This is a genomic window from Halolamina sp., assembly GCF_036626355.1.
Classification (GTDB): domain Archaea; phylum Halobacteriota; class Halobacteria; order Halobacteriales; family Haloferacaceae; genus Halolamina.
Map to the genome: position 1 here is coordinate 1 of NZ_JAZKRY010000097.1, position 10,180 is coordinate 10,180.

At 65.6% G+C, this 10,180-nt stretch carries 10 protein-coding genes and 1 pseudogene; 7 read left to right on the plus strand and 4 right to left on the minus strand.

Features of this window, described 5'->3' with window-relative positions; translation table 11 throughout:
- Positions 1-51: 51 nt before the first annotated feature.
- Together thiD and V5A38_RS13040 are read right to left on the minus strand one after the other, a co-directional pair.
- Positions 52-1,416, minus strand: a complete 1,365-nt coding sequence (gene thiD / locus V5A38_RS13035) for a bifunctional hydroxymethylpyrimidine kinase/phosphomethylpyrimidine kinase (RefSeq protein WP_332326196.1) — start codon at positions 1,414-1,416, stop codon at positions 52-54.
- Positions 1,417-1,461: 45 nt separating this feature from the next.
- The gene (locus V5A38_RS13040) at positions 1,462-2,067 is read right to left on the minus strand and encodes a thiamine-phosphate synthase family protein (RefSeq protein ID WP_332326197.1); all 606 of its coding nucleotides are present in this window, start codon (positions 2,065-2,067) and stop codon (positions 1,462-1,464) included.
- Between the two features lie 95 nt (positions 2,068-2,162).
- Between V5A38_RS13040 and tenA the strand changes: the two genes are divergently transcribed.
- The 7 genes and pseudogenes from tenA (at position 2,163) to V5A38_RS13075 (ending at position 6,056) form a co-directional block, all read left to right on the plus strand.
- Positions 2,163-2,828: a thiaminase II gene (gene tenA / locus V5A38_RS13045; protein WP_332326198.1), complete on the plus strand. Its 666-nt coding sequence runs from the start codon at positions 2,163-2,165 to the stop codon at positions 2,826-2,828.
- Positions 2,825-2,989 carry a hypothetical protein gene (locus V5A38_RS13050; protein WP_332326199.1) on the plus strand — a complete coding sequence of 55 codons (165 nt, stop codon included), beginning with the start codon at positions 2,825-2,827 and terminating at the stop codon, positions 2,987-2,989. Before tenA ends, V5A38_RS13050 begins: the two co-directional genes overlap by 4 nt.
- Complete coding sequence (locus V5A38_RS13055; protein ID WP_332326200.1) at positions 2,989-3,114, plus strand: hypothetical protein; 126 nt, start codon at positions 2,989-2,991, stop codon at positions 3,112-3,114. The genes V5A38_RS13050 and V5A38_RS13055 overlap by 1 nt, the downstream gene beginning before the upstream one ends.
- A gap of 64 nt (positions 3,115-3,178) precedes the next feature.
- Positions 3,179-4,501, plus strand: a complete 1,323-nt coding sequence (locus V5A38_RS13060) for a divalent metal cation transporter (protein ID WP_332326201.1) — start codon at positions 3,179-3,181, stop codon at positions 4,499-4,501.
- Entirely contained in the window at positions 4,498-5,049 is a 552-nt protein-coding gene (locus V5A38_RS13065) for a hypothetical protein (RefSeq protein ID WP_332326202.1), read from the plus strand. Before V5A38_RS13060 ends, V5A38_RS13065 begins: the two co-directional genes overlap by 4 nt.
- A 193-nt stretch (positions 5,050-5,242) precedes the next feature.
- Positions 5,243-5,386, plus strand: a pseudogene (locus V5A38_RS13070) (Fe-S cluster assembly protein SufB); the annotation flags it as partial.
- A 79-nt stretch (positions 5,387-5,465) separates the two neighbouring features.
- A complete protein-coding gene (locus V5A38_RS13075) occupies positions 5,466-6,056 on the plus strand; it encodes a cyclodeaminase/cyclohydrolase family protein (protein ID WP_332326203.1) in 591 nt (196 codons plus the stop codon).
- A 222-nt stretch (positions 6,057-6,278) separates the two neighbouring features.
- Here V5A38_RS13075 and V5A38_RS13080 read toward each other — a convergent pair whose 3' ends face one another.
- Together V5A38_RS13080 and V5A38_RS13085 are read right to left on the minus strand one after the other, a co-directional pair.
- The gene (locus V5A38_RS13080; protein ID WP_332326204.1) at positions 6,279-7,334 is read right to left on the minus strand and encodes a phosphotransacetylase family protein; all 1,056 of its coding nucleotides are present in this window, start codon (positions 7,332-7,334) and stop codon (positions 6,279-6,281) included.
- Complete coding sequence (locus tag V5A38_RS13085; RefSeq protein WP_332326205.1) at positions 7,331-9,436, minus strand: acetate--CoA ligase family protein; 2,106 nt, start codon at positions 9,434-9,436, stop codon at positions 7,331-7,333. Before V5A38_RS13085 ends, V5A38_RS13080 begins: the two co-directional genes overlap by 4 nt.
- Positions 9,437-10,180 lie beyond the last annotated feature (744 nt).

Consider the following 10,180-nt stretch of genomic DNA (forward strand, 5'->3'; position numbering starts at 1 on the left):
CCCCTCACCGACACGGATGGTCACGGCGGGACAGACTCGCAGTAATCAGTATCAGGCCTGGAGGGCATCGAGAATCGTGCGGACTCGATCGCTGAGCGTGCGGGCGTCGGGTGCGACGACGCGCGTCATCGCCTCCTTCCCCACGTCGCCACGGTCGAACACCGCCGCTTTTGCCCCCGCGGCGTCGCCGAATGCCTGCTGTGCGACCCAGTCCATCGTCGAGCCCTCCACGTCGGGTGTCGGTTCGTTCGACCGGTCGATCTCGACGACAGGAGCGTCGAGATTCGCGAGCGCCGCCTCGATCTCCTCGTCGAATCGGAGGTTCGCGGCAAATCGGAGTCCCGCGTCGTGTTCGCGGGCCGAAAGCAGAAAGCGGGCAACGTGACTGGAAGCGCCGAACCGGGTTCCGCGGTTCGGTCGAATGCCGGACTCGATTCGCGTGATTCGCCCCTCGACGGCGGCGGTTTCGCTGGCCGATTCGGCAAACGGCGTGGCACCCACGACGTTCATCCCGACTTCGGGGACGATCGCCCGAGCATCGGCCTCGACGAGTCGGTCGACGACGGACTCGACCGCCTCCTGGGTCGGGTGGCGAGCAGCACGCTCTCGCAGTCCCGCGAGATGGTGGACGGCACCCGGCCCCTCGCCGACGTCCAGATGATAGCGGATTGCTCGACCCATGAACTCGATACTGGTCGCGACTGCTGTACTCAGCTCCTCCCCGTGAGCGATTCGCGCCGCGATCGAACTGGAGAGCGTACAGCCCGAGCCGTGGGTCGCGGCTGTCTCGACTCGCGGATGTTCGAAGGTCTGCGTTCCGTCCTCGGTGACGAACACGTCCGTCACCCCGTCGGTACCGACGTGGCCCCCTTTCACCAGCGCCGCGGTGGCCCCGATGTCGAGCAGCTGTTCGCCAGCGCGCTGCATCGAGGCTTCGTCGTCGATCTCGATCCCGGTCAGGATTTCGGCCTCGTCGGCGTTCGGCGTGACGACTGTTGCCTCGGCGATGAGTTCCACGTACGTGTCCGCTGCATCAGGGGGCAACAACCGATCGCCGGACGCAGCCACCATCACGGGGTCGACGACGAATGCCGTGTCCGTTTGGGCAGCGTGCGTCGCCACGAGCTCGATTACCGAGGCGGTCCCGAGCATTCCCGTCTTGGCTGCCTGAATGTGGAAGTCCGAACCGACCGCCTCGATCTGTGCCTCGATTTCCTCGACCGGGACGGGATGGATCGACTCCACGCTGAGGGAGTTCTGTGCGGTGACGCTCGTAACGACACTGGTTCCGAACGCGCCGACGGCTTCCATCGTTTTGAGGTCGGCCTGTATCCCCGCACCACCGCCCGAATCACTGCCAGCGATCGTCAGCGTCACCGGGGGTTCGACCGGTGCTGGATCTCTGGAACCGTTCATACGCGAGGGTATAACCCGAATGTACAAATGGGTGGTGGCTGAGCGTCACTCGGTTGGGCTGTGCCGTGTCTGCGCGACCAGCTCCACCGCCAACCGTGCTGCGTCTTCCACCGTCTCCCCGAGGACGTTCATGATTGGTTCGATGCCCTGCTGCCGTGCCGTGTCCAGAATGTCGTCGTCGGTCGCGAGGTTGAGCGCGCCCCGCATCCCGTGGTCAACTGCCATCGCGGCCAGGACGACCGTGGCGACGTGTCGAGAGGCCCCGAACTCGGGGTTCGCGAGGACCTCCCGTTCGGTTGCGAGTTGCTCGTCCGTGCCCCGTATACAGAGGTCACAGCTCAGTCCCTCCAGCGCCGGCATCGCCTCCTCGTGGAGTTCACAGATCGGGCCCCTGTCCTCGAACATCCGTATCAGCGAGAGCAGTTCGTCGAGCGCTTCGTACCCGTCCATCTCCCCCTCGTCGATTCGGGCCACGACGCTGTTCTCCTCACTGACGTACTGTGACACTGCGGCCTGGGTAACGCCGAGCAGGTCGGCGATCTGCTGCTGTGTGAAACCACGGTCGGCCAACTCCCTCGCGAGGCGGACACGGAGCGTCGGCAGCACCTGCTCGGCGACGATCTCGCTCGGTAGTTTGAGCGACGTACTCACGGCTTCAGGGACACCACGATAAGTGGTCCTGCCTGGCGGTGATAATCAACTTATACTACTAAGTTATATCTGGCTCGAATTCCTCACGTCCGGACATGGCATTCACTGACGACCTCGAACCCACGGCCGAACCCATCTGGGACGCCATTCTCGCCCATCCCATGGTCGAGGCGTTGGGTGCGGGGACGCTCAGCGAGGAACCGTTCAGCTACTGGGTCAGACAGGATTACCTCTACCTGATCGAGTACGCACGGGTGTTCGCCTCCGGAGCGGCCACGGCCCCCGACCTCGACCGCATGGGGACGTTCGCCGAACTCCTGGATTCGACGATCAACACGGAGATGGATCTCCACCGGGAGTACGCGGCCGAGTTCGACATTTCGGAAGTGGAACTGCAGGCGACCGACCCGTCCCCAACGACGAGAGCCTACACTGACTTCCTCGTTCGCGTCGCATCGACGGCGACGTTCGGTGACCTCGTCGCGGCCCTGCTGCCCTGCATGTGGGGGTTCAACGAGACTGGCAAGCGACTCGAAGAGCAGGGGCTTCCAGACGACGAGCGATACGCGGCGTGGATCGAGATGTACGCGGGCGAGGAGTTCACGGAACTCACCGATTGGTGCAAAGACCTGATGGACGACGTGGCTGCAGACCGTAGCGAGGCCGAGCGTGACCGGTTCCAGACCCTGTTTCGTACGTCGGCACGCTACGAGTATCGCTTCTGGGATGCCGCCTGGCGACAGGAGGAGTGGTCGGTATGAGTGCGGACGCACCTGGCGTCCCCGACACGTTCGACGAGTTCGCCCTCGACCGACTCGCACACGAGATTCACACCCTCGACGGCGCGGTCCCGGATGGCGGCGACGCCGCGGCGACTCCGGACGGGGACCCCGGCACGGATGACGCCGAGGTGAGCGAGTGATGGCGGGGATCGGACCGACCGCGTTCGGCCTCCTCCTCTGGGGGAGTCTCCTCGGGACCGTCGTCGTGTTCCTCTACGAAGTGTCCACCCGCTTGCGGGAGTTCGACCCACTCGAGCGGGGGTAGGCCACGTGTATTCGATCAGGGCTACTCCAGGACGTTTTTTATTCTTGCATAGTATCACCCAGTTATGGCCGAAACATCGACCGAGGTACCTGCCGTCAGCACGGGAACTGCTCGCGAGTACTTCAGCGAGATGGGGCCGTCCTGGGTCGCGGGCGCGATCGCCGCCGGTCCGGCGACGATGGCGAGCCTGATCTCGGCCGGCGCGCTCTTCGACTACGCCCTGCTGTGGGTCGTGATCCTCTCCGCGTTCGCCGGGGCCCTCGCACAGTATCTCGCGATGCGGCTCGGGCTGCTCACAGAACGGGGTATCGTCACTGTCGTCGAGGAGTCCCTCGGGAAGTGGTGGGCGTGGATACTCGTCCTCGACGTGGTGATCGCGGCCGGCGTCGCCCAGCTCGTGATCATGAACACCGTCGCCGCCGTCTCGTCGACGATAACGGGGGTCGACGCCAGGATCTGGGGTGTGATCTGGGCCGTGATCCTGGCCGCCGGGCTCGCTGGGCGCGGCTATCGCTTCATCGAACTCGTCGCGAAGCTCCTCGTCTTCGGGGTCGTCATCGCGTTCCTCGCCTCGCTGTTCGTGGTGCCGGTCGATCTCGGGCGAGCGGCCCAGGGGCTCGTTCCGACGCTGCCGACGAACAGCGCTGTCGTCGCCGCGGGGATTCTCGGCGGCGCCGTCCACATCACGCTGATAACGATGCACTCGTACACGATGCGTGCTCGCGGGTGGACGGAGGAGGAGTACGACCTCGCGAGCTTCGACATCGTCGCCTCGATGCTCGTCGCGTTCGGGATCTACAGCGTCGCGATCTTCCTCGTCACCGCCAGCGTGTTGAGCGACCCGGACCTGACGACCGTGGGTGCGGCGGCGGCGCTCGGCCCACTCGTCGGCCCGAGCGCGAAGTGGCTGTTCCTCCTCGGGCTGGGCGGCGCCGCGGTGTCGACGCTCGGCGGGAACACGATCGTCCCCCCGTTCCTCGTCGCGGACAAGCTGGGGTGGGGAACGACCGTCGAGGACAGCCGCTACCGCTCGCTGCTCGCGGCGACCGCCATCGTGTCCGCGCTCGGCGCGTTCATCGGCGGGGAGGTCATCGGCCAGCTCGTCCTCGTGCTGGCGCTCGGGACGGTCGGCACGCCCTTCGCCATCGCCGTCGTCCTCTACCTGCTGAACTCGGGCGCCGTTCCGAGACCGAACTCGACAGCCGCCAACGCCGGGGGCGTCGGACTGCTGTTCGTGTCGGCGACGCTCGCGACCAACTTCGTCCGCGGCCAACTCACCGGCGGCATCGACCTCCTCTCCGGGCTGGTCCTCGGGTTCGCCGTCATCCTCGCTGTCGCGACGCTCCTCCTGGCAGGGAAATACGTTCGGGCGGAGGTGCTCGCGTGACCGACCTCCCGTTCCCCATCTCGGGGAGTACGCTGCTCCTCGGGCCATCACAGATCGGCAAAACCCGCCTCACCGCCCGGGCGCTCGAGGCGTGGGTCGACCGCCACGGCGCCGCGGACGTGAGTGTCCTGGAGTTCGCACCCGAGGTCGAGCGCGACGGTCAGCTCATCGGAGGGCGGCTCGACCGGTTCACCAGTATTCCGGACGAGGCGTGGCACGGCGTCATCGACGCGCATGCCCCCCGATTGGAGGGCGAAACCGACTCCGAGTCCGTCGCGCTCGCCCAGGAGAACGCCGAACGGGCGGCGCAGCTTCTGGATACGGCTCCACCCGCGCGTGCGATCTTCGTGAACGACGCGACGATTCCGGTGCAACACGACTCGCTTGCACCCGAGCGGATCACGGCGTACTGCGATCGCGCGGACTGCGTCGTGATGAACGCCTTCGAGAGCGACGAACTGGGGACTTCGGACCCGGTGTCGCGTCAGGAGCGTGCAGCCCTTGAGTCGTTCCGCGAGTGGGCGGATCGGACGATCTCGCTGGAGTAGCGGTCCGCTTCAGTGGGGGCGTTGGTCGAATCGCCCGGAACCGTCGGATACTGGGACGTCGACTGCGATCAGATACCGCGGACCCTACTCGACACAGCCGTACGTTTCGACGAAGCCGATCAACAGGGACGGGCCACGCCGATGCGCTGCTGATTCTTTGCGGCGTCGACGACTGCTCGTGTCCGTAGCCAGTGATTCCAAGCCCATTAGCAAAGACGGCGGCCGGACGAACTACCCTGGGCTGGTCCACATCGCCGAGGGTGTGGAGAGCTCCTCGCCGAGCGTCGAGTGCGACGCGTTGATGTTTGGTAGAGAGTCGGCGTCAGCCACTGTGCCGTGCACATCTCGCCGTCGTTCGACATCCTGTTTAAGGTTCGTCGGGTCCTTCGATTCCATTCGCCGAAACGATATCACCGATGAACCCCAAAACACCCACGATCGACGAGTTCCTCGCCCGAATTGCGTCGGAAAACGTCAGCCCGGCTGGGGGCACTGCTTCGGCAGTCGTCGGCGCAATCGGTACGTCGCTGTGTGAGATGGTTTGTATCCATACTGTCGAGAACGACGAGTACGCGGACGTGGCGGCGGACGTTGCCGACCTCCGTGACGAACTCCGAAGACAGCGAGCACATCTTCTGGACCTCGCTGAGGCAGACGCGACCGTTGTCGACGAGTTGTTCTCGACGACTGCCGGTGAGATGGGTCAACAGGATATCAAGCGGTCTATTGGGATTCCTCTCACGGTCGCTGTCGCATGCGGGACCGTCCTCGATCTCGCCGTCGAGGTCACAGCGAAGGGTAACCGAAACGCTCTGGGCGATGCCGGGACTGGCGTGTTCCTCGCTCATGCTGCACTCCGCGCCGCTATTTTCACCGTCGGGATTAATACGGAGTATCTTACCGACCAGTCGTTTGTGAATGAGGTGGAACGACGTACCGCTGAAATCGAATTACAGGCAGACGATGCTCACGAGCAGGTGATGCACCAGATCGAAGAGCGGGTTTAATCGCCATATCCGGGAAGGCGAACAGGCAATCTGAATCTGGGTGTCGCTCATCACGGAGCGGTACCCGGAATGCGGGAATTCGCCGAACTCCCCTGAAGACAGCGGTTTTCGTCAACTGTACTCCCCCCGATTCGGTTGCGACCGACGTTGTCGCCGTCACCAGCGAGCTCGTACAACCGATTCTCCGCGGACGCCAACGTATCCGAACCGAGAAACGCTTCCTCAGTCCAGCAGAGCGTCCACGTCGGCGTGCGCGTGGAGCAGTTCCTGCATCCGTTCGACGGTCGCTTCGTTGCGCACGCGGCCACCGTGGATCAGGGACTCGATCCGCTCGATAGTCGTGATTGTATCCGTCTGGACGGTCAACACCGGCATGTCCTGCGCTGCGGCCTCGCCGAGAATCGCCCCCGATGGCCGGTGGCCGCCAGTGAGCACGAGGCAGTTGACGCCGGGCGCGTCGAGGGCCGCGGCCTGGACGTCCGCCCGGTCCCCGCCTGTGATGACGGCCGCGTCCTTCGTGCGGCGGAAGTGACTGAGTGCGCTCTCCCCGCTCATCGCGCCGACGAGGACGCGTTCGACGAGTGCATCGGTGCCTGTGTCGGTGAGCGAGTCCGCCCCGAGTTCCGTCGTGAGGTCTGCCACCGTGACGCCGGCCATGGAGCGTTCCCAGGGGAGCAGGCCCAGGACGGGCACGTCCCGTGATTCGAGGAACGGCACGACGTCGGTCTCGACCTCGTCGTACGCGGCGCTGGAGACGGCGTTGAAGATGACCCCGAGACAGCGGTCGCCCAGGTTGTCGACGGCTGCGAGGACCTGGTCGACGTCGCCAGGCTCCTCGTAGCGGGTGACGAGCACCGCGCGGGCGTCGAGGAGTTCCGCGAGGTCGGCGTCCGTGAGGTCGACGACGGCACCCGTTGCGGGGTCGCCAGCGCCTTCGAGGACCATCATCTCCGTCCCCTCGGCCAGTCCCGCGTACGCCTCGTGAACACGTTCACGGAGCGCCGCGGTGTCCTCCTGGCCGCGGATGGCGCCGGAGATGAACGTCGGGGAGTAGACGACCGGTTCGAGTTCGTGCATCTCGGCGTCCAGGTCGAGGAGCTCCCGCGCGAGCATCGGGTCGACGTCGAGCGTCTTCCCGACGCTGCTCTGGAGGCGGGTGCCCTTCGGTTTCATGTAGCCGACCGTCGCGCCGCGGTCGGCGGCGAGCCGCGCGAGCGCGAGCGTGACGGCGGTCTTGCCGGTGCCTGCGTCTGTCGAGGTGACGAGTAACGAGTTCATAGTTCCTCCGGGTCGATTGTCAGCCGCACGTCGAGGGCTTGCACGCCGTCAGCGGTGGCGAGCAGCGGGTTCACGTCCAGTTCGAGGATGGCGTCGAAGTCGGTCACGAGCTGGCTCAGGCGCTGGATGGCTTCCTCCACGGCGGCTTCGTCCGCCGGGGTGCGGCCGCGTGCCCCGCGGAGCAGCGGGGCCGAATCGAGTTCGTCCACCATCTCGCCCGCCTCGCGCCCGGAGACGGGCGCGACGCGGACGCTCGTGTCCTCGAGCACTTCGACGAAGACGCCCCCGAGGCCGAACAGCACGAGCGGGCCGAACTGCGGGTCACGGTTCATCCCGAGGATGGTCTCCGTGCCCGCTTCGGTGTCGACCATCTCCTGCACCTGGACGCCGAGAATGGTCGCGTCGGGCTGGTAGTTCCGGGCCCGCGTGACGAGCGTCTCGTAGGTGTCGGCGACGTCGTCCTGGGGAACACCGACGGCCACGCCGCCGATGTCGGACTTGTGGACGATGTCCGGGCTGACGATCTTCATCACGACGTCGCCGTCGATGTTCGACGCGGCCTTCACGGCATCCGCCGGGTCCTCGACCAGCTCCGCGTCGGGAATCGGGAGGCCGTACGCGTCGAGGATGTCCATCGCCTCCACGCCGAGCCGTCTCGCACCGCGATCAGCGGCCTCGGTGAGTATCTCTCTGGCACGTTCCTGGTCGACGTCGAACGTTTCGGGTTCCTCGTAGCTCCGAGCTTCGACGTCCTGCTGGACCGCGAGCGCGTCCAGACTGCCGACGGCGCGCGCCGGGTCGAAGTAGTTCGGGATACCCGCCTCGCCGAGTAACTCCGCCGCGCGTTCGGTGCGCTCGCCACCCATCAGACACGCGACGACTGGTTTGCCGTGCGCGGCCTGCCGGTCGGCGACGACCGTGGCGAGCTCACCGAAGTCCACGATGGCAGTGGGTGCGGAGATGACGATGGCACAGCCAACGTTGTCGTCGCCGAGCACGGTGTCCAGCGCCGTCTCGAAGCGCTCGATGTCGGCGTCACCGATGGCATCGACCGGGTTGTAGATGTTCGCTTCCTCGGGCATCGCCTCCTCCAGCGACGAGAGTGTGGCGTCGGTGAACGACGCCATCGTGAGTTGTGACTCGCCGACGGCGTCGGTGGCCATCACGCCAGGGCCGCCCGCGTTCGTGATGATGCCCACCTGTTCGGAGTCAAGCGTCGGCAGTCCATCGAGCGCGCGGGCGTAGTCGAACAGCTCCTGGACGTTCTCGGCGCGCACGACGCCCGCTTGCTCGAACGCCGCCTCGTAGGCCGCTTCGCTCCCGGCAATCGTGCCCGTGTGGGAGGACGCGGCTTCCGCGCCGGCGTCGGTCCGCCCGGATTTGACGACCACTGCGGGCGTCTCCTGTGTCACGTCACGGGCCGTGTCGATGAACGTCCGGCCGTCCGCCACACCTTCGAGATAGCCGAGGACGACGTTCGTCTCCGGGTCGTCCTGCCAGTATCGGAGGAAGTCCGACTCGTTCAGCACGGCCTTGTTCCCGAGCGAGACGACGTCCTTGAAACCGATTCCCTGGTCGTTCGCCCAGTCCAGCACCGCCGTGATGAACGCGCCCGACTGGCTCATGAACGAGAGCGACCCGGGGAGCGCGTTCGACGGGCCGAACGTCGCGTTGAGGTTCAGTGGTGTCGAGAGCACCCCGAGACTGTTCGGGCCGACCAGTGTGAGGTCGTACTCCTCGGCGACCGAGCGGAGTTCCTGTTCGCGCTGTGCGCCCTCGGGGCCGGTCTCACTGAAACCTGCCGTGATGACCACGACGTTCCGCACGCCCGCTTCGCCGGCCCCTTGGACGGCCTCGACGGCGATCGACGGTGGAACGACGATCACCACGAGGTCGACGCCGTCCGGCACGGACGCGACGTCCGGGTAGCACTCCTGCCCGAACACGCTGTCGCGACTCGGGTTCACCGGCACGACGTCGCCCGCGAAGTCGACGAGATTCTGAAAGATGGCGGCCCCAATCGACCCCTCGCGCTCCGTCGCACCGACGACGGCGACGCGCTCGGGAGCGAACAGTCCACCAGCATCGGGGTCACTCTTCACGTCGACCACATCAGCCCGTCGGCGCTTAAAACCGGTACTGGGCTCCCACCAGCTGGGAGCCGTCCGCAGATCTGTGGCCACGCGACGCGGCCCTGGTTCTGCGCGAGATACCGCCGCTGATCGGCCAGCTACGCGCCCGAGGCGAACGCGACCGACGCGAACAGGATTGAGCCGGGGAACTCTCACCAGCGCGCGAGGAACTGCTCCGTCGGGAACGCACTCACGAACACCGTCTCGAGTCCACGCAGCTCCAACAGCCGTCCGCCGATGAGCAGGTTCATTTCGAGTAGTTGGACGAGACAACCACTCAGGATACCTGTCGACGTACTCGAGCGGACTCATCGCTGTTCGTGGGCGGGACCGTCTGTAGGGGGGCGAATCAACCACCGTGTGGGACGCGAGTCGGACGCTGAATTGCGAGGGCCGGCATCTATAGCGCGAGAGAGAGCACTGTGATTCGGGTGTTAGATCAGTTAGGGACCGTTGCTGACACGTTACCCGTACCTCACGAATATCTACCCCGGTTAGCCGATGGTAGCTGGTGTCAAAATCTGAGCGAACGACGTCCGAATCCCGGGAGAAGACGGGGTGAAGCAGCCTGTGGAAAACCCGCCTTCGGTCGCCGATTGCATCCGTTCATCAGTGCTCGCACCCGTGAACGCTCGGCAACTGATACTGCCGGACAGAACGATACAACCATCGCTCGCCGTGAATCGGCCGTCAGCTCGTGTGAGAGCCAGAGAC

Excerpts from the sequence above, each read along its gene's own strand:
- tenA (WP_332326198.1), top strand. The coding sequence starts at position 2,163 with ATGGCATTCACTGACGACCTCGAACCCACGGCCGAACCCATCTGGGAC.
- V5A38_RS13055 (WP_332326200.1), top strand. The coding sequence starts at position 2,989 with ATGGCGGGGATCGGACCGACCGCGTTCGGCCTCCTCCTCTGGGGGAGT.
- V5A38_RS13050 (WP_332326199.1), top strand. The coding sequence starts at position 2,825 with ATGAGTGCGGACGCACCTGGCGTCCCCGACACGTTCGACGAGTTCGCC.
- V5A38_RS13080 (WP_332326204.1), bottom strand. The coding sequence starts at position 7,334 with ATGAACTCGTTACTCGTCACCTCGACAGACGCAGGCACCGGCAAGACC.
- thiD (WP_332326196.1), bottom strand. The coding sequence starts at position 1,416 with ATGAACGGTTCCAGAGATCCAGCACCGGTCGAACCCCCGGTGACGCTG.
- V5A38_RS13075 (WP_332326203.1), top strand. The coding sequence starts at position 5,466 with ATGAACCCCAAAACACCCACGATCGACGAGTTCCTCGCCCGAATTGCG.
- V5A38_RS13060 (WP_332326201.1), top strand. The coding sequence starts at position 3,179 with ATGGCCGAAACATCGACCGAGGTACCTGCCGTCAGCACGGGAACTGCT.